This is a genomic window from Streptomyces atratus, from assembly GCF_014648655.1.
GTDB classification, from domain to species: domain Bacteria; phylum Actinomycetota; class Actinomycetes; order Streptomycetales; family Streptomycetaceae; genus Streptomyces; species Streptomyces atratus.
The window spans coordinates 71,371-90,694 of sequence record NZ_BMRN01000030.1 but is presented as its reverse complement, the minus strand read 5'-3'; the positions used below and the strand labels follow the sequence as shown (position 1 = coordinate 90,694).

14 protein-coding genes and 2 pseudogenes are annotated in these 19,324 nt (G+C 68.6%); 5 read left to right on the top strand and 11 right to left on the bottom strand.

Annotated elements, in window-relative coordinates; all coding sequences use genetic code 11:
• The 5 genes from IEZ15_RS45305 to IEZ15_RS31920 all read left to right on the top strand — a co-directional run.
• Nucleotides 1-438 (top strand): HNH endonuclease (locus IEZ15_RS45305; RefSeq protein WP_444545163.1); only part of this gene is annotated, 438 nt, incomplete at its 5' end.
• A gap of 619 nt (nucleotides 439-1,057) precedes the next feature.
• Nucleotides 1,058-2,734 (top strand): IPT/TIG domain-containing protein, encoded by a 1,677-nt coding sequence (locus IEZ15_RS31935; RefSeq protein WP_189280462.1) that lies wholly within the window; start codon nucleotides 1,058-1,060, stop codon nucleotides 2,732-2,734.
• A 565-nt stretch (nucleotides 2,735-3,299) separates the two neighbouring features.
• Complete coding sequence (locus IEZ15_RS31930; protein WP_189280461.1) at nucleotides 3,300-3,710, top strand: VOC family protein; 411 nt, start codon at nucleotides 3,300-3,302, stop codon at nucleotides 3,708-3,710.
• A 348-nt stretch (nucleotides 3,711-4,058) separates the two neighbouring features.
• Nucleotides 4,059-4,523, top strand: a complete 465-nt coding sequence (locus tag IEZ15_RS31925) for a helix-turn-helix transcriptional regulator (protein ID WP_189280460.1) — start codon at nucleotides 4,059-4,061, stop codon at nucleotides 4,521-4,523.
• Nucleotides 4,524-4,528: 5 nt separating this feature from the next.
• Nucleotides 4,529-5,155 (top strand): VOC family protein, encoded by a 627-nt coding sequence (locus IEZ15_RS31920; RefSeq protein ID WP_189280459.1) that lies wholly within the window; start codon nucleotides 4,529-4,531, stop codon nucleotides 5,153-5,155.
• Here IEZ15_RS31920 and IEZ15_RS47295 read toward each other — a convergent pair.
• From IEZ15_RS47295 to IEZ15_RS31880, 11 genes and pseudogenes are all read right to left on the bottom strand, one after another.
• Nucleotides 5,100-5,519: a hypothetical protein gene (locus IEZ15_RS47295; RefSeq protein WP_189280458.1), complete on the bottom strand. Its 420-nt coding sequence runs from the start codon at nucleotides 5,517-5,519 to the stop codon at nucleotides 5,100-5,102. The genes IEZ15_RS31920 and IEZ15_RS47295 overlap by 56 nt on opposite strands.
• A gap of 17 nt (nucleotides 5,520-5,536) precedes the next feature.
• Nucleotides 5,537-5,965, bottom strand: a complete 429-nt coding sequence (locus IEZ15_RS45295; protein ID WP_229846227.1) for an SAV_915 family protein — start codon at nucleotides 5,963-5,965, stop codon at nucleotides 5,537-5,539.
• Nucleotides 5,966-6,259: 294 nt separating this feature from the next.
• A pseudogene (locus tag IEZ15_RS45290) lies at nucleotides 6,260-6,355 on the bottom strand (slipin family protein); the annotation flags it as partial.
• A gap of 12 nt (nucleotides 6,356-6,367) precedes the next feature.
• Nucleotides 6,368-6,997 carry a potassium-transporting ATPase subunit KdpC gene (gene kdpC / locus IEZ15_RS31910; protein ID WP_268250453.1) on the bottom strand — a complete coding sequence of 210 codons (630 nt, stop codon included), beginning with the start codon at nucleotides 6,995-6,997 and terminating at the stop codon, nucleotides 6,368-6,370.
• A 34-nt stretch (nucleotides 6,998-7,031) separates the two neighbouring features.
• Complete coding sequence (gene kdpB, locus IEZ15_RS31905) at nucleotides 7,032-9,161, bottom strand: potassium-transporting ATPase subunit KdpB (protein ID WP_189280457.1); 2,130 nt, start codon at nucleotides 9,159-9,161, stop codon at nucleotides 7,032-7,034.
• Nucleotides 9,161-10,825 (bottom strand): potassium-transporting ATPase subunit KdpA, encoded by a 1,665-nt coding sequence (gene kdpA / locus IEZ15_RS31900; protein ID WP_189280456.1) that lies wholly within the window; start codon nucleotides 10,823-10,825, stop codon nucleotides 9,161-9,163. Before kdpA ends, kdpB begins: the two co-directional genes overlap by 1 nt.
• A gap of 12 nt (nucleotides 10,826-10,837) precedes the next feature.
• The gene (gene kdpF, locus IEZ15_RS31895) at nucleotides 10,838-10,927 is read right to left on the bottom strand and encodes a K(+)-transporting ATPase subunit F (RefSeq protein WP_093898595.1); all 90 of its coding nucleotides are present in this window, start codon (nucleotides 10,925-10,927) and stop codon (nucleotides 10,838-10,840) included.
• Nucleotides 10,928-11,177: 250 nt separating this feature from the next.
• Nucleotides 11,178-13,697: a sensor histidine kinase gene (locus IEZ15_RS31890; protein ID WP_189280455.1), complete on the bottom strand. Its 2,520-nt coding sequence runs from the start codon at nucleotides 13,695-13,697 to the stop codon at nucleotides 11,178-11,180.
• A gap of 395 nt (nucleotides 13,698-14,092) precedes the next feature.
• Nucleotides 14,093-14,220, bottom strand: a pseudogene (locus IEZ15_RS47290) (gfo/Idh/MocA family oxidoreductase); the annotation flags it as partial.
• Between the two features lie 92 nt (nucleotides 14,221-14,312).
• On the bottom strand, nucleotides 14,313-15,599 hold the full coding sequence (locus tag IEZ15_RS31885; RefSeq protein WP_229846226.1) for a hypothetical protein: 1,287 nt from the start codon (nucleotides 15,597-15,599) through the stop codon (nucleotides 14,313-14,315).
• A gap of 15 nt (nucleotides 15,600-15,614) precedes the next feature.
• Nucleotides 15,615-18,980: an outer membrane protein assembly factor BamB family protein gene (locus IEZ15_RS31880; RefSeq protein ID WP_229846225.1), complete on the bottom strand. Its 3,366-nt coding sequence runs from the start codon at nucleotides 18,978-18,980 to the stop codon at nucleotides 15,615-15,617.
• Nucleotides 18,981-19,324 lie beyond the last annotated feature (344 nt).

The following is a 19,324-nucleotide window of genomic DNA, read 5'->3' as shown; positions in this document are numbered from 1 at the left end:
AAGCACCGGTCGACGGTCACGAAGATGGCTCGGAAGTACAAGAGCACCGTCGAGACACCTGAAGGACCGCGAACCTGTCTGACCGTCACCGTCCCACGCGACCGAGGAAGGAAGCCGCTGGTTGCCCGCTTCGGCGGGATCCCGCTCAAGCGACAGCGCACGGCAGTCCTCACCGACCAACGGCCTGTCATGGCCAGCATGAAGCGAAACGAGCTGATCCACCGGCTCCTCGCCGAGTGCTGCGAGATCTGCGAAGCCCGGACGAACCTTGAGGTCCACCACGTCCGCAAGCTCGCCGACCTCAACCAGCCCGGACGTCGGGACAAGCCCGCATGGGTGCACCTCATGGCGAAACGACGGCGAAAGACCCTGGTGATCTGCCGCCGCTGCCACGAGGACATCCATGCCGGACGGGGCACCGCACCATCACGGAAATGATCACTGGAGAGCCGGATGCCGGGAAACTGGCCAGTCCGGTTCGGGAAGGGGGCGTCGGAAAAGGACCCGAACCACGGGCACCTCGTCGGCGGCCTACTTCACTCAGCGAGAGGTCCGGAGAAACGGACCGGGAGCAATCCCGGCACCGCGGTTCGGACCTGCTCAGCGGGGCGGTGGCTGGCCGTCACCTTGAAGTTGTCTTCGATCCGGCCCACATGCCCAAAAGCCCCCCGGAGCCATCCGGCCCATATCGTGATGGCGACGGGGACAGCCGGCGAGAGGTCCCAGCCGATCACAGCGGTGAGCAGCACGCACAGCCACAGCGCCTGCGGCAGCGATGCCTACGACCGGGTCCTGGCCAACCGCGTGATCCACTCGTCCCTGACGGCACCACCACCCCAGGCGCCTGCATGTACACCTGATGACCCTCAAACCATTTGACCGATGATCACACTTTGGGAGTATGTGTTGAAAGCCTTGGTTATCAGGGTAATTCTGAATTGACTCATCGTCTCCGGCCCAAAGGCGAGTTGGTCTCTATCGTCCGATTACGCGGCGATGCGGCTCTCGCCTGCGCGAGACATGGGCGGCATCCCGCTTCGCGAACAAGGGGTATGCCATGTCTGTCCTGACCGATGTCCGCTCAATTCCGCAAAGTGAGACGCGTCTCTCACTGACCGCGTCCTTCGCCGCCGTGATTCCTGTTGGTGGCAATCCCCTGGGGGTGGCTCTCACGCCCGGCGGGACGCGCGCCTATGTGGCCAACAGGTCGTCGAACGCGGTCAGCGTGATCGACACCGCCACCAACACCGTCACCGCAACCATCGCCACAGGCGCGGGGCCCACGCTCGTGGCGATCGCACCTGACGGGGCCCACGTCTACGTGAGCGTGGCCGACGCTGCACTGCTCAGCGTGATCGACACAGCGACGAACACCGTCACCGCAAGCATCACGGTAGGGGCGGGAGCCACGGGCGTTTCGGTCACCCCGGACGGGGCCCGCGTCTATGTGGCGAACCAGAACGCGAGCACGGTCAGTGTGATCGACACCGCCACCAACACCGTCATCGCGACCATCGCGGTGGGCAATGGGCCGACCGGTGTGACAGTCACTCCGGACGGCGCCCATGTCTACGTGGGTAACCTCGCCAGCAACACCATCAGCGTGATCGACACCGCCACCAACACCGTTGCCACCACCATCACCGGGCTCAACGGACCCGCTGTTGTGGGGATCACCCCGGACGGCGCCCACGGCTACGTCAGCAATGATGGCAGCGACACCGTCGCCGTGGTCGACATCGCGACGAACACCATTACCGGCAGCATTGTGGTGGGGGACCAGCCGCGTTTCGTAACCGTCAGCCAGAACGGCGCCCACGTCTACGTGGCGAACTACGGCTCCAACACCGTCAGCGTGATCGACGCCGCCACCAATACGCTCGCCGGGAACCTGCGCGTCGGGGAAGGCCCAACCGGCGTCGCCGTCACCCCGGACGACTCCCGCCTCTACGTGACCAACACCGACGCAGGCACACTCAGCGTCATCCCGCTGACCCTGATCCCCAACGAGGGAAGCACCGCAGGCGGCACCATCGTGACCATCAACGGCCACAACCTCGCCAACGCCACCGCCGTCCACTTCGGCACCGCCAGCGCCACCATCCTTACCAGCACCGCGACCTCGATCACCGTCGTCAACCCTGCCGGGGCCGGAGCGGTCCCCGTGACGGTCACCACCCCCGGCGGCACCGGCTTCCTGGGGGACTTCATCTACTTCCCAGCCCCCCAGGTCAATGACGTCAGCCCCACCGAAGGCCCCTCCGACGGCGGCAACACCGCCGTCATCACCGGCTTCAACCTCGCCGGCGCGATCTCCGCCTCCTTCGGCCCCAACCCCGCCGCCATCCAGTCCGCCACGGACACCCAGCTCACCGTCACCGTCGCCTTCGCCCAGAACCCGGGCACCGTCCCGGTCACCGTGACCACCCCCGGTGGAATTGCGGCCGGCCCCGATTACACCTACTGGCCCCAGCCGACCATCACCAACGTCACCCCCAACACCGCATCGACCAGCGGCGGTACCTCCGTAACGCTCACGGGCATCCGACTCGCCACCACGCAACAGGTCACCTTCGAGAACGTCCCCGCCGACTTCTCCGTCATCTCCGACACCCAGATCAGCGCCATCGCCCCACCACAATCGGCAGGCCAGAACATCACCATCTCGGTCACCACCGCCGGCGGCAGCACCTCCTGGAACTCGTTCACCTACCAGGACAACCCGTCCGTCTGAAAAGCAAGTCAGACAGCCTCCCGGGCCCCGCCGCAAAGCGCCCAGCCCCGGCACGGCGGCCCGCGCGCTCACCCCGGCAAGAGGGTCGGCACGGAGCTCTCCTAAGGTGCCTCCGGCTCGAACCTGGCGGATCTGGGCCGGAAGCGGTGCGTATGCAGGTCATCCTTTCGGGTGGACTGACAACTCCTACGCTTGCCGGACCCGCCCCATCTGGCAGTACCACACACGTCCCGGCTTTGTCAGGGCCGCTCTCACCCTCCCCGGCATCACCCGGATCAGGCTGCCCTCAGCTACAACCCCACTGCTGCGACAACGGGTTGGCGCACGGTCTTCCACCTCCACGCGAACCAACAGCGCCTCACGGCGCAAACGGAAAGTGAGCCAGAACCCGTTCTCGTGAACAAAGCCAGCGCATCCGAGATGCGTGTTCCGACGGCCTTCACCGCGCATGTCGCCGCGGCCCGCGCGCGACGGCGGGGATGCGACCGTGTGTGGCAAAACAGGTGGCCGGATCGGTCAGGAATCGAGAAGCGCGGGTCACGAAGCCGCACCTAGTCTGACCGTCATGGACATCACCATTCACACGAGTTTCCTCCCGCACGACGACCCGGACGCATCCCTGGCCTTCTACCGCGACGCCCTCGGCTTCGAGGTCCGCAGCGACGTCGGACAGGGCAAGATGCGCTGGATCACGGTCGGCCCCGCCGGCCAGCCCGGCACGTCCATCCTCCTGGCGCCGCCGGCCGCCGACCCCGGGGTCACCGAGGACGAGCGCCGCATCATCGCCGAGATGATGGCCAAGGGCACCTACGGCTGGATCCTGCTGGCCACCCGGGACCTCGACAGCACTTTCGAGAAGCTGCAGGCCGGCGACGCCGAGGTCGTCCAGGAGCCGACCGAGCAGCCGTACGGCATCCGCGACTGCGCCTTCCGCGATCCCGCGGGCAACCTGGTCCGCATCCAGGAGCTTCGCTGAGCCGTCCGGTCATCGATTCGGCCATGATGGCCGGCGTCGCGATCACCTGCGAAGAATGCGGCGGCCGGCGCTTCAGGGCCGCTGTCCTCGACCACCCCCTCGGCGACCGCACCATCGCACAGGTGCTCGCGGTCGGCCGCCGAGGCCGAGGCGCGCACGCCGGCCGCCCACAAGGGCGGCGTCCACATCCCCGCCGAGCCGACCACTGGCCTCCATCCCACCGACGTCGAGCAGTTGCTCGACCGGCTCGTCGACTCCGGCAAGCCGGTCATCGCCCTCGAGTACCTCGCCGCCTGCCCCGGCATGCAGCCCAGGTGCTCGTGGGCATCGATGAAAAGGAGTTCTCTCATGTGTCACCCCTCGTGGGGGCGCGCACGCACCACGGCGCAGCGCCTGAGCGACCTCGCGCGACTGCGCCGCGTCCGCGACCGGATCGACCGGGAGTACGCGCAGCCGCTGAACGTAGAGGCGCTCGCCCGCGGCGTGAACATGTCCGCCGGCCACCTCAGCCGCCAGTTCCGGCTGGCCTACGGCGAGTCGCCGTACTCGTACCTTATGACGCGCCGTATCGAGCGCGCGACGGCGCTGCTGCGTCGTGGCGACCTCAGCGTCACCGAGGTCTGCTTCGCGGTCGGCTGCTCATCCCTGGGTACCTTCAGCACCCGTTTCACCGAGCTGGTCGGCATGCCGCCCAGCGACTACCGGCGCCGCGCGACGGGCGCTGCGGCGGGGATACCACCGTGTGTGGCAAAACAAGTGACAAGACCGGTCAGGAATCAAGAAGCGCCGGTCGCCGAGCCGCAACTAGCGTGATGGCCATGGCATCCATCGAATCCGTCACCCTCGACGTGGCCGACCCCACTGCCGCCAACCACTTCTACACCACCGCCTTCGGTTTGGACACACAGGTGCGCCTGCGGGCCTCGCAGGCACCGACGACCGGCTTCCGCGGGTTCACGCTGTCGCTCACGGTGTCCCGGCCGGCCACCGTCAACGGCCTCATCGACGCCGCCCTCGACGCCGGCGCCACGCCGCTGAAGCCTGCCGCGAAGTCGCTCTGGGGCTACGGCGGCGTCGTACAAGCCCCGGACGGGACGGTCTGGAAGGTCGCCACCTCGGCGAAGAAGGACACCGGCCCGGCCACCCGGCAGTTCGACGAGATCGTGCTCCTGCTGGGGGTCGCGGACGTGACCGCGAGCAAGCGGTTCTACGTCGGCCGAGGCTTCGCCGTGGCGAAGAGCTTCGGCGGCATGTACGTCGAGTTCGCTGCCGAGTCGAGTCCCGTCAAGCTGGCGCTGTACAGGCGCCGTGCCCTTGCCAAGGACGCCGGTGTCTCTCCCGACGGCACCGGAGCGCACCGGATCACGATCGGTGGCGATGCCGGGCCTTTCACCGACCCGGACGGGTTTGCATGGGAGGCCGCATCGCCGGCACTCGCGCCCTGAGTGTCACTGCTGCCTGCCCTGCCTGGTCGCCGATCACGAGACGGCAGCCTGGCTCGGGGCGGTGCCGGGTGCCGAGCTGATGCGCCTTCGCCGCGTAGACGACATCGGTGTCCGGGAAGGCCCGCAGGTAGGTGCGGCAGCGTTCCCGCACCTCGCCCTCGTCGAGGAGATAGACCGGGGTACCGACCCGCTCGGCCACCTCGGCGAGGGAGACGACTCCCACCGCGACATCGCCGCGGGAGGCGAGCCGCGTCGAAGCGGGCCAGACGGACAGACTTGCGGCGTTGCTCGGCGGCACGGGGGCTACGTGCGCCATGGTCGGTGCCGGCGCCGGAACGGACAGTCCTGGCAGTGTTGTGGTCATGGTGTTCCCTCAGCCGATCAAGAGGTTGATACAGGAGACAACGACTGTGTGCCGGTCACGTGGACAACATCGACCGCTCGCAGATCCCAGTCCGGCCGGTGCTCGCGCTGCGGCGCAGGGGCCGGACGGCGGGTGAACTTCACCGCGGGTGAGGCACTGGGCCCGGGGGCAGCGAGTAGCGGGTCGACGACGAGGCCGACAACCCCCAAGGGCGCGACGAGGGCACGTACAGCCGACTCGGAGAGCCGGATCCAGATCTGCCGCTGTCCCAGGGTGAGGGTCAATCGTCGCTCGTTGGTGAAGGCGACTGCGGTGCGGACACCAAGGGGCGTACGAAAGAGGCGGGCACAGTAGCCCGCGGGCCCCGGCCGGACCGGAACGAACAACGCTCCGGTCCGGTCCGATTGAAGGGGGTCGGGGTCCTCGGCACGCTGGCTGTCGTTCATGGCACTCCTCATGGAGACGGGTACATCACCCCGGACTACCGGCAAGCCGGGGCATACCAGTGACTGACGCTATGCCCGCTCCTAACGGGCCGGAGGTCTCCGTTAGCGGCCCCTTGATCCCGCACACCCGACCCTTGACGCGCGATTGACGACGGCTACTCGTACGGCCCGATTCGGCGCTGTGCCGGACATCACGGTCAGCCCGGCAGCGCCGGCCCGGCATTCGGTGGCGCAGCTGCTGTTCGGTCCCCTGTCGGCCCCCTCGGCACCACCGCCGAGCGTGGGCGACAGGCGCCGCGTGATGCCCTCCTGCGCTGGTACGGGCGTGGTGACGATCTGCATGTTCACCTTGGTCATCCGGTCGAGGAACGGCACCAGCAGCACACAACCCCCACATTCTGGTCACATCAGCCTGGCCAGACCGTGGTTGAGTTCGACGACATTGACGCGTTCCTGACCCAGAAATCCGAGAACACGTCCCTGGACGTGATGGGCGACCAGCCTCTTGACCTCGGCGGGGTCGAGACGGCGGGCCTTCGCGACGCGGGCGACCTGTTCGTAGGCGTACGCCGGGGAGATCGCCGGGTCGAGCCCGGAGCCGCTGGCGGTGACGGCGTCCGCGGGGACGGACACGGGCGGGACCCCGTCGAAGGCGGCGACGGCGGCACGGCGGTCCCTGACGGTCTTGATCAGGTCGGTGTTGTTCGGGCCCAGGTTGGAGGCGCCGGAGATCGTGGGGTCGTAGCCGCCGGCGGACGGGCGGGGCTGGAACCACTTGGGGTCGGGGCGCAGCGGCTCCTTCGCGTCGTTGGGATTCTTCTTCGGCAGGGCGAAGTTCTGGCCGATCAGGCCGGAGGCCACCGGTGTGCCGTTCGTCGTCAGCAGGGAGCCGTTGGCCTGGTGGGAGAAACCGGCCTGGGCGATGCCGGTGACGAGCAGTGGATAGGCGATGCCGGTGATCACGGTGAACGCCAGCAGCATCCGCAAGGCGGTCAGATGGTGCTGGAGTACGGGGGGAAGGTGGGTGCGCACTGTGGGACCGCCTTCTTCTTCGTCGGGCCGTCTGTCAGCGCAGGCCGGGGATGAGCTGGATGAAGAGGTCGAGCAGCTTGATGCCCAGAAAGGGGAGTACCAGCCCGCCGAGCCCGTACATCCAGATGTTGCGGCTGAGCAGTGTCGCGGCGGAGGACGGCCGGTAGCGCACTCCGCGCAGCGCGAGCGGGATCAGCGCGATGATGATCAGCGCGTTGAAGACGATCGCGGAGGCGATCGCCGAGGCCGGGCTGTGCAGGCGCATGATGTTGAGCTTGTCCAGGCCCGGGTAGACCATCGCGAACATCGCCGGGATGATCGCGAAGTACTTCGCCACGTCGTTGGCGATCGAGAAGGTCGTCAGCGCGCCGCGGGTCATCAGCAGCTGCTTGCCGATCTCGACGATCTCGATGAGCTTGGTCGGGTTGGAGTCCAGGTCCACCATGTTCCCCGCCTCCTTGGCGGCCGAGGTACCGGTGTTCATCGCCACACCGACGTCCGCCTGGGCGAGCGCGGGTGCGTCGTTCGTGCCGTCGCCGGTCATCGCGACCAGCTTGCCGCCCTGCTGTTCGCGGCGGATCAGGGCCATCTTGTCCTCGGGGGTGGCCTCGGCCAGGAAGTCGTCCACCCCTGCCTCCTGGGCGATGGCGCGCGCGGTAAGCGGGTTGTCGCCGGTGATCATGACGGTTTTGATGCCCATGCGGCGCAGTTCGTCGAAGCGTTCACGCATGCCTTCCTTGACGACGTCCTTGAGGTGGATGACGCCGAGGACGCGGGCGCCGCGCACGTCGCCGCGCCGGGACACCTCGCCGACGACCAGTGGGGTGCCGCCGCTCGCAGAGATTCCGTCGACGATGCCGCCGACCTCTGCCGTGGGGTGGCCGCCGTTGTCACGGACCCAGCGCATCACTGCCGTCGCCGCTCCCTTGCGCAAAGACAGGGTTTCCTGGGGATCGTTGAGGTCGACACCGCTCATCCGGCTCTGAGCGGTGAAAGGTACAAACTGTGCCTGGGCGAGTTCTCCTTCGCTACGGCCACGAAGCGCGTACTGCTGCTTGGCGAGGACGACGATCGAGCGACCCTCGGGCGTCTCGTCGGCGATCGACGACAGCTGGGAGGCGTCCGCGAGCTCCTCGACGCCCACCCCGTCCACCGGCAGGAATTCGGCGGCCTGGCGGTTGCCGAGGGTGATGGTGCCGGTCTTGTCGAGCAGGAGTGTGTTGACGTCACCCGCGGCCTCCACCGCGCGTCCGGACATCGCCAGCACGTTGCGTTGCACGAGCCGGTCCATGCCCGCGATGCCGATCGCCGACAGCAACGCGCCGATCGTCGTAGGGATCAAGGCCACCACGAGGGCGACAAGGATGACGATGGTCTGCTCGGCCCCCGCGAAGATGGCGAAGGGCTGCAGGGTCGCCACCGCGATCAGAAAGATGATCGTGAGGGATGCCAGCAGGATGTTGAGCGCGATCTCGTTCGGCGTCTTCTGCCGCGCGGCCCCCTCCACGAGGGCGATCATCCGGTCGATGAAGGTCTCCCCCGGCTTCGAAGTGATTTTCACAACGATCCGGTCCGAGAGCACCTTGGTGCCGCCCGTGACCGCCGACCGGTCGCCGCCCGACTCGCGGATCACCGGCGCCGACTCGCCCGTGATGGCCGATTCGTCGACGCTCGCGATGCCCTCGACCACATCGCCGTCGCCGGGGATGGTCTGCCCCGCCTCGACGACGACGTGATCGCCCAGACGAAGGCCGGCGCCCGGAACCACCTCCTCTGAGGCGTCGGTCGCGCCCGGCCGCCAGCCGGTGAGACGGCGGGCCTTCGTCGTCGTCTTGGTGCGGCGCAGGGTCTCCGCCTGGGCCTTGCCGCGTCCCTCGGCCACGGCTTCGGCAAGGTTGGCGAAGACCGACGTCAGCCAGAGCCATGCCGTGATCACCCAGGCGAAGACGCTGGGCGCCCTGATGGCCGACAGTGTGGTCAGCACCGCCCCGACCTCCACCACGAACATGACGGGGTTGTGGACCATCGAGCGCGGATCCAGCTTGCGCAGGGCGTCGGGGAAGGACGTCAGAAGCTGCTTGGGATCGAGCAGTCCGCCCGAGACCCGGTGCTGCTGACGCCCGGCGTCCGGTGGGGTGGGAGCGGGAGTGGTGGTCGTGGACATCAGTGCAGACCCTCCGCAAGGGGGCCGAGTGCGAGCGCGGGAAAGTACGTCAGACCGACAACGATGAGGATCACTCCGGTCAACAGCCCGACGAACTGCGGCCGGTGAGTGGGCAGGGTGCCCGCGGTGACCGGAACGGGCTGCTGCCCGGCAAGCGAGCCTGCGAGTGCCAGGACGAACACCATCGGCAGGAACCGGCCGACGAGCATGACCACACCGAGTGTGGTGTTGTACCAGACGGTGTTCGCGCTCAGCCCCGCGAACGCCGAGCCGTTGTTGTTCGCAGCCGACGCGAAGGCGTACAGGACCTCGGAGAAGCCGTGCGGTCCGGAATTGAGCATGGCGGCCCTCTCCCCCGGGAATGCCATCGCGAGCCCCGCACCGACCAGCGCGAGTGCGGGCGTGGTCAGGATGTAGAGCGAGGCGAACTTCATCTCCCTGCCCCGGAGCTTCTTGCCCAGGTACTCGGGCGTACGGCCGACCATCAGTCCGGCGACGAAGACCGCGACGATCGCCAGGATCAGGATCCCGTAGAGCCCGGAGCCGGTGCCGCCGGGCGCGATCTCCCCCAGCATCATGTTGAAGATCGTCATTCCGCCGCCGCCCGGCGTGTACGAGTCATGGAAGGAGTTGACCGCTCCGCACGATGTAACGGTGGTGGACACGGCGAACAGAGCCGAGGCCCAGATCCCGAACCGCGTCTCCTTGCCCTCCATCATTCCGCCGGCCGCGTGACCGGCCGTACTGCTCACGCTGTGCAGCTCGTTGGCGGTCACGATGGCGACCGATGCGCCCCAGATCAATGCCATCACGGCAACAATCGCGTAGCCCTGCCGGTTGTCGCCGACCATCGTCCCGAAAGTCCGCGGCAGCGAGAACGCGATGACCAGCAGAAGGTAGATCTCGATCAGGTTGGTGAAGGCGTTGGGGTTCTCGAAGGGGTGCGCGGAATTCGCATTGTAGAAACCACCGCCATTGGTGCCCAGTTCCTTGATGGACTCCTGCGAGGCGACGGGGCCCCCGGTCACGCCCTGGTGCCCGCCTGCGATGGTGGTGATGTCGTGGATCCCATGGAAATTCTGAACGGTACCGGCGGCCACCAGAACGATCGCGAAGACGAACGCAAGGGGCAGCAGAACGCGAAGCACGATCCGTGTCAGGTCCACCCAGAAATTCCCGACCCGATCGGTAATCTTCCTGCTGAAGCCCCGGATCAGCGCGGCCACGACGGCAATACCCACGGCCGCGGAGACGAAGTTCTGCACCGCGAGGCCCGCCATCTGGACCAGATGGCCCATGGTCGACTCGCCGGAATACGACTGCCAGTTGGTATTGGTGACGAAGGATGCCGCGGTGTTGAACGACTGGTCCGCGGTGACCGGCTTCATTCCCAGGGACAGCAGGAGATGGTTCTGCAGGCGCAGGAACGCGTACAGGAACAGTACCGACACCGCGGAGAAGGCCAGGATGCTGCGCAGGTAGACCGACCACCTCTGGTCGGCGTCGCCGTTCACTCCGCCTGCCCGGTAGATCAGGCGTTCGGCCCGCCAATGGCGATCGGTGGTCAGGACGCGGGCCATGCAGTCGCCCAGCGGACGATGCGAGAGACCTAGCGCGACCACCAGGGCGAGTACCTGGAGCCATCCCGCGAGGGTGTCGTTCATCCGGGCCTTCTCCTAGAACTTCTCGGGGAAGATCAGGCAGATGACCAGGTAGATCACGAGGCACGCGGCAACGATCAAGCCGACGATGTTTTCCACGCTCACAGGCGTCCGACCCCCTTGGCGGCCAGGCCGAGGAGGACGAACACCACTACCGTGAGGCCGATGTACGCGACGTCCGACATGCGCGAGGCACCCCGCAGAGGCATCAGGGGCAGGCTTTTTCAGCCCTCCCGGTCGGAATATGGGGTTGATCCGGCATCCGAGGTGGATTCATTTCTGACGCTATATCAGTTGACTTCGAGAATGCCTTGCCGCCCTGTGCGCCGATGGGATGACGGTGGAGTGCGGGGATTCACTCGACGCGGCCCGATGTCGCGCTGCCGCCGGGCGCGGAACTCGGAAGAGTGAGCATCGCCGAGAAGGCGGGGCCCTCAGTGGTCGTCTCCAGGGTCCCGTCCATGGCCTCGGCCAAGTCGCGCGACAGCCGCAGAGCCAGGCTGTCGGCCCTGGTACCCGGAGCCCGGGAGGCCGCAGCGCCCAGTTCCGGACCTCGGACGGGCACGCCGTCCTCCACCCGGATCTTCACGCGGCCGGCCCTGACCTCGGCGGTGAAGACGGGGGGCCGGTCCGGCGGACTGTGACGCAATGCGTCGGCCCCCAGCGCGGTCAGAGCGCGAGTGAGGAGAGCAGCGTCCGCGATCACGTCGGGCAGCTGTTCCGGCAGATGCAGAACGATCGAATGGCCGCCGGGCCCGAGGTCGTCCAAGGCAGCGCCCAGCACCTCGTTGAGGTCGACCGGGCGGAGGTAGAGATCGAATGCCCCGGCGTGCAGACGACTCACATCGTCGAGATCGGTGACCAACTGCGCCGCACGGTGCACCGCCGCGCGGGCAGCGTCCAACAACTGCGCCTCCTCCGGGGCAGGCGCGTCGGCGCGTCGATGCCGCAAGCGCACGAGCGCTGCTTCAGCGGTGTGCAGCGGAGCACGCAGATCGCGACCTGCCGCGAGAAGCAGGGATGCCCGGGTGCGTTCGGCGTCGGCGAAGGTGTCCGTGCCGCCGGAATGCCCGGCGATCCGCCCTCGGGCATGGGCCAGCCCCAATTCGGCGGCGCATGCGGCGAGGACGCGCTGGTCCTCCGTGCTCAGTCCCGAGCCGCGAGCAGCCAGCGTGAGATTGTCGTCGACGGGGCTTTCCACATCCGCCTCGTAGGGCTTTTCCGGCGGCCGCTCCCCGGCGCTGGCGACCACGTACCAGCGGGGCGCGGGGGATGCTTCCGGATCCCTTTCGAGCAGACTGATCGCACTGAGGCCGAAGTTCTCCCGGATCTGCTCCACCAGTGCCGTCAGATCCTGGCCACGCATCGTGGCGGCGGCCAGGCGGCTCAACGCCCTCGCCTCCGATGTCGCGCGTACGGCCTGGTACGTACGCTGCGCAGCCGTTCCCGCTGCCGTGCCGACCAGAGCGGCTGTGGCGATGAAGACCACGAGCGCGGTGATCTCGTCCGGTCGCTCAATGGCCAGCGAGTGCACCGGTGCGGTGAAGTAGTAATCGGCGAGCAGTGCTGCGGCAACCGCGGCGAACAACGCGGGGTGGAGCCCGCCGACCAGAGCGACCACCACGACGGCGAGCAGATAGATCACCAGGTCGCTGGAGAGGTCGAGATGGCCACGCAGCGCGGTCAGCAGGAGCGTCAGTACGGGCAGCAGCATCACGGCGCCGACCAGCGCGGCCCAGGACCGTCTTGGGCCCGTGCCACGGATCGGATGCGGAATCCTCACCGCAGCAGGCCCTGCTGCCTCCCTATGGGTGACGATGTGCACGTCAATGGGGCCGGACCCCTTGATCGTCCGCTCTCCCACACCTGCTCTCAGGAGGGAGGCGAGACGACCGTGCCGACTCGCGCCCAGCACGATCTGGGTGACGTTCTCCGCCTCGGCGAACTGGAGCAAGGCGTCGACGGTGTCCTCGCCAGAGGTCTGGTGGTAGGTGCCCCCGAGCGATTCCACAAGGGTGCGCTGGGTGTCCAGTACCGCCGGGTCGTCGCGGGTGAGCCCGTCCTCCGGGACCACGTGGAGGGCCAGCAATTCGGTGCCGGGGGTACGAGCGCTGATCCGCGCGGCACGGCGGATGAGGGTCTCGCCCTCCGGCCCGCCGCTCAGGGACACCAGGATGCGTTCCCGGGTCTCCCAGGGAGCGACGATGCCGTGTTCCGCGCGGTAGCGCTGCAGCCCCTCCTCCACTCGGTCGGCGAGCCACAGCAGGGCGATTTCGCGCAGGGCGATGAGGTTGCCGACCCGGAAGTAGTGGGTGAGGGCGGACTCGATGCGGTCCGGCGGATAGATGTCGCCATGGACCATGCGGCGGCGGAGCACCTCCGGCGGCAGGTCGACCAGTTCGATCTGGTCGGCCCGGCGGGCCACCTCGTCGGGCAGGGTCTCCCGCTGCGCGACCCCCGTGATCTGCCGTACCACGTCATTGAGGGATTCCAGGTGCTGGACATTGAGCGTGGTGACGACATCGATGCCGGCGGCCAGGAGCTCCTCCACGTCCTGCCATCGCTTGGCGTTGCGGGCCCCCGGAACGTTGGAGTGGGCCAGCTCGTCGACCAGCGCGACCTGGGGACTGCGGGCCAGCACCGCGTCGAGATCCATCTCGGTGAAGAGCGCACCTCGGTGGCTCAACGTACGCCGGGCGATCGTCTCCAAACCGGCGGCCATGGCCGCTGTCGGCCGACGCCCATGCGGCTCGACGAAGCCGACGACCACATCCGCGCCCCGTGAACGCAGCCGCTGCCCCTCGGCGAGCATCGTGTACGTCTTCCCGACCCCGGGGGCGGCCCCGAGGTAGATCCGCAACCGTCCACGTGCCACCGGCGGACTCCTGACCGGGTCACCCCCATGTCGTGCTCGCGCCCTTCCATGGTGCGCCCCTCACAGCCGTTCCACTCGACGACGCCGCCCGGAGCCCTCAAGGGCACCCTCGGGGTGTACCGCGTCCTCGGCGGACTGCGCTGACTCGTGCAGGCCGCACAGGCGAGAGCCGGTCCTCGGATCTCAGATCCTGCCGCCAGGATGCTTGCCGCGAGCGACGCCGCAGCGAGCAGAACGTGAGGGCACCGGCGATGGTGACAGGAGCGGTGAGCAGACCGGAGAGGCGGCCCTGAAGCGTGTTGCGCAAGGTCGCGATCTGGGCATTTTCTCTGTATGCGCGGGATGTTGAGGGCTGAGCCGGTGTGGGTGGAAGCGTTTGGCCGCCGGCGGCGCCGGGCCCGGAACGCCTGGACGACCAGCGGACCATGGGTCAGCGTCGACTGAAGATCGCTACCGCTTCCACTCCCTTCGAGCCCAGCATGACCTCGCCCGAAGGGAACGTCCCGGCCAGACCCTCAACAGCGACATTTCCGGATACCCGGGCGCGCGCCCCTGAGTGCTGCAGGACGTTGAAGGCCGTACGCGGCCGTCATGGAACCCACAGGGCCACGGACATCACGGAGCGAGGATGTGGCCTGCGGCAACCGCCGAGGCCACCGTCCCTCCGGCCACCACAGCCGAGGCCGCGAGCAGTGGAACCCTCGGCGTCCACGTCTGCAGCGTCCGGGAGCGGGAGACACGGTCCAACAGCGCGTCCCGGCCGCGCAGCACGATCAGGCCGACGCCGGTGAGCGTCAGCGCCATGCCGAGGCCGAAGGCGACGACCATCGCGAGAGCGATGCCGACCCTGCCGGTCAGCAGGCCGGTGAGCAGGACGAGGAAGGCGGACGGCGAGGGCAGCAGGCCGCCCGACGCGCCGAGTAGCACGAGGCCTCGCCAGGTGAGGAGGGACGGGGCATCCGGAATGTGATGGCTGTGCCCGTGATCGTGCCCGTGGTCATGCCTGTGGCCATGCCCGTGCTCGTGATCAGGCCGGTGATGGGGGTGGGGTTGGTGGTGCCTTCGGTGGCGCAGATGCCTCCACAGCAGGCTCACCCCCACCCCGGCCACCACCAGAGACGCGATCAGCTGGAGCCACCCCGTCAGCGCCGCGATGTCCGGCGTGCTGCTCGCCGCCAGCCACCAGCCGACCGCCAGGGCGGCGACCGAGAACGTGTGCATCACGGCGACAATCCCGCCCAGCCACACCGCGTCGCGCGGCCTGCCCCTGCCGCCCACCAGATACCCGGCAGCCAGCGACTTCCCGTGCCCCGGCGCGCAGGCGTGGAGCGCACCCACGGCCGCGGCCACGAGCAGAGCCAGTGGGAGGGCCACGCCGTGGTCCAGCAGTGAGGTCAGGTCGGTTGTCCAGGCCCCCCACCCCGAAGCGGCCGGTGAGGCCACGGCGGTCCCCGCGGCCACCGGTTTCAGGGTCAGCGTCCGCGTCGGCTCCTGCGCCGTGTGCAGCCCGCCGGAGCCCGTTCCCGTCACCGACAGTGTCCGGTACGCCGGGTCGACGTCCGTCAGCGCCGTAACCGTCAGTTCGATGCGGTCCACCGGCCGCGGGCAGACGAAGTGGAGCTTCACGCCGTCCGCCCGGTCCACACGGCACGGGCGGTCGTCCTGGCGTACGACGATGTGCGAGCGCAGATAGCCCGCCTCGTCACCGCCGGACTCGTTCTTCAGGACGGCGATGTCGTCCCGCTGCGCGGACCAGGTCGCGTCGACGGCGGTGCCCGCCGCCTCGATCTTCACGACGGGAGGGGTTCCGAAGGGGTGCGCCTGCGCCGTCCCCGCGCTGCCCAGGAGCAGCGCGAGGACGGCGGCCAGCAGGAGCAGCACCCCGTTGCGAGGTGATCGCACGATGGTGCTTCCCCTCTACTTCCGGCGTGCGGCGAGAGCGTGGACTGTGCCGTCGTCCGTGAGGGCGAAGACCCAGTCACCGCTCACGGAGAGGGCCGAGGCCACTCCCGCGCCGAGGTTGTACGAGGCGACCTGCGTTCCCCTTGCCCGGTCCAGGACGAGCAGACGACCGTCCCACGTCCCGACGTACACATGGGACTTCGTCGCCAGCGGGTGCATCGTCGGCGAACCGGCTCCGGCCGAACAGCCCATGGCGACCCGCCACTTGTCGTCCAGCGGGCTCTCCCCAGCCAGATAGCCGGACTTGGCCTCCCACACCGGCTTCGACGGATCGGTCGCGCTCGTGTCATAGGCGCGTACGACACCGTCCCGGCCCGCGACGTAGGCGATGTCGCCCCACACGGCCGGACTGGTGAGCGGAGCACGCCCCGGCTCACAGGTGCTGCCGCCGCCCAGCTTGGACTCCCAGGTCACCGCGCCCGTCTTCGGGTCGTGCCCGCGGACGCCGTACGCCGTGAACGTCACCAGCTTCGCCTCGCCCGTGGCCGGGTCGGTCAGAACGGGCGAGGAGTGGCTGTCGATGTCGCCCGCGGTATCCTTCACCCACAGCTGGGTGCAGGTCGCGAGGTCCATGGCGATGACCGTGTTGCTCGACATGGATTGCAGGTAGGCGGTGTTGGAGCCGGGCTCGCGGATCACCGTGCTGTGTGCCTGTCCCCAGGAGAACGCGGCGCCGAAGCCGCCTGGCAGCATCCCTCCCGTCGCGGCGTCCCGGCAGCGGACCGTGTAGGCGTCCTGGTAGACGGCGACCGAACGCCGCTCCGCGCCCGCCAGCGCGAAGACGCTGACCGGTCCGCCCGCGCGACCGTAGCGCCGCACAGTGTCCCCGTGGGTCTCCTCCCGGTCGATCGACTGCCAGACGATGCGACCGCTCGCCGCGTCGAGTGCGTAGATGCGGCCGACGCCGGTGGTCAGATAGACCTTGCCGCCGTGGAGCGTCGGCGCCGACTCGGCGTCGCCGTCCAGGTACGTACGCCACAGCTCGCGCCCGGAGGCGATGTCGTACGCGAGCATCATGCTGTACGGCGAGTCGAAGGCGCGGGACGAGACGATGAGCTTGCCGTCCGCGACCACGGAGCCGTTGAGGTTGAACTGCTCGCCGGTGTGGCGGGCCCACTTGAGGTCGAGCTTCGCGCCGGGCTCGTCGCCGCTCGCGGACCGCCCGGCCTCGTCGCCGCCCTGCCGCAGCCAGTCCTGCCCGGTCCTGGGCTTCGCGAGCTCGGAGTCGCGCACGATCTCGAAGGTGTTCTTCACGGCGGGGAACTGCTTGCCCCGGGTGTCGTACGCGACCGACTCGGCGGTGTACGTGCCGGGCCGCAGCCCGTGCAGTGTGCCGCTCGCCCGCGTCCAGGCGCCGCGTGCGTCGGGGCAGGGCTCCGGCGTGCCGCCGGGCGGTGTATAGCAGTTCTCGATGCCGGGGCGGGACGCCCCCTTGTCGAAGCGCACGTCCTGACGCTTCACCAGGTGCCCTCGGCCGTTGCGGACGGTCAGCACCGCCTTGGCGGGCGTGCGGCCGTCGTCCTCCGCGTACACCTCGACGGGCACTGCGGCCTTGGCGCCGTGCACGCTGCCCTGCGCGGGGCTGACCAGCGCTGCGTCGTCGTCGATCTCGAACTGCCGGTGGATGCCGGTCACATGGCCGGTGTCCTCGTTGCGGGGCGTGCGCGGATCGTCCGTGATCGCGCTGAAATCGAGCACCTTGTAGTCGGGGTGGGCACCGTCGATGCCGTACGTGCCCTGGTTGTTGATCTCGACGGACCGTTTGAAGGCGCCGCGCCGGAACTCGGCCTGCTGGTTGTGACCGGCAGCGACCATCCGTACGTCGTACTTGGCGAGTTCGTCGATCGTCGGCTGCATTCCGGCGCCCGGGCCCCACTGGGTGAACAGGGAGCGGTGGGCGAAGACGAACACCTGCTTGCCGACCGCGTGCCGGTCGAGGTCCCGGCGCAGCCACTCCAGCTGCGGCTTCAGCCCGCTCGCGTCGTAGTTGTCCTCGAGGACGACGATGTGGCGTCCGTTGCGGTCGAAGCTGTACCACTCGGGGGCGAGATTGCGGCGGTAGTACTCCATGCTGCCGGCGTATCCCTGGGAGGTCGCCGTGCCGCCGAAGTCATGGTTGCCCATCACCGGATAGAAGGGGTGCCCGAGCCGCCCCTCCTCGAGGCCCTTGCTGAACAGGTCGTACGCGCCCTGGCGGCGCGGCTCGTCGGCGTAGTCCGTGACGGTGAGGTCACCGGTCGCGATCTGCATCGTCGCGCTGTCGACCTCGGACATCGCCTGAACCTGGCCGGTCCACTGGGGCAGCGCGCGGCGGGCCTCGTCGTCGGTGCGGTTGCCGACTTCGGAGTCGGAGTTCATGACCCACTTCTCGGTGGGGTTCGAGGCGTTGCGATCGGGTACGAGCGCGAAGTCGACGTCCCTGCCGCCGGTCTCGGGGACCTTGTGGAAGAACTGCGGGATGTAGTCCTTGCGCAGCGCCGGCGTGTATCCGTCGGGCGAGACGATGCTGACGAGGTCGGTCTCGCGCCGCTTCGGGTCGATCTGCAGGCTGTACGAGCCGTCCGCACCGGTCGTGGTCCACACGGCGCCGTCGCTGATGTCGATGCCGGGCATGGGCTGCTCGCCCTTGTCCCGCTCGCCGTTGCCATTGCGGTCCTTGAAGACGGTGCCCTCGACGGTGACGGTGTCGACCGGATCCGCGCTGTCGTCGGCGAAGGCTGCCTGGGGCGCGAGGAAGGACAGTGCGACGGCTCCGGCGGTCGCCAGCTGCCAGCGCCGCCGGGTACGACCCAGTCCGCGGACGAGGAACGGCAGTCGGCGGACGACGAGCAGCAGTACGACACCGGCGGCCGTGACGAGTGTGACGGTGAGCCAGGGAATCGACGGCTGGGCGTGCGCGCCGCGGACGTCGACGAGCGGGGTGGCTGCAGAGGCGTCGACCGTCGTGCCGTCGAACTCGACGACGACCTGGGTGAGTCCGCCCTTGTCTATGAGCGGGCTCAGGTCGAGCGCGTCGACGTGGCAGCTCCACGCCAGCTCGATGACGACACCGCCGGGCACGCCGCCGTTGTCGCCGGGCACGCCCGAGCCGGTGGCCGGGCAGGGGGCCGAGAGCAGCCCGGCCGCCCAGGCACCGGCCTGCTCGGGAGCCACGACGGCGTTGTGCACGATGAGGCGGCCGCTGGTGACGTTGTCACCGGGCGCGACCACGAGTTCCGCATGCTCGCGCGTGACATGCGCGGACGCGGCCTGAGCGCCGATGCCCAGCACGAGAAACAGCAGCGCGAGGGCGAGCCCGGCTGCTCTGCATATGTGTTTCATAAAGCGGACGTTAATGATCCGCTGTTCGGTTACCGGTCGGTCCTGAGCGACTTCACGCAGCCGCCCGGAAGTGTTCAGCGTCCCGTTCATGGCTGTTGGGTCACGCGGGGCTCTTGAGACATGCCATCAGCGCGCTGTCTGCGGACCGCGCGCACGGACTCCGACCAACCGGAATTCGCCGGCCCGGTACGGCCCGCACTGGGCCGGTTCCTTCACGGTGACGGGCAACGGCTGCCGACGCAGCGCCCTCGACCTGCTCAACGCCGCCCAGGACAGCTGACGCGTGCGGTGCGTCGCGCACATGCCACCGCACCATCGTTTTGCGAGCACGACATCGGGGAGCC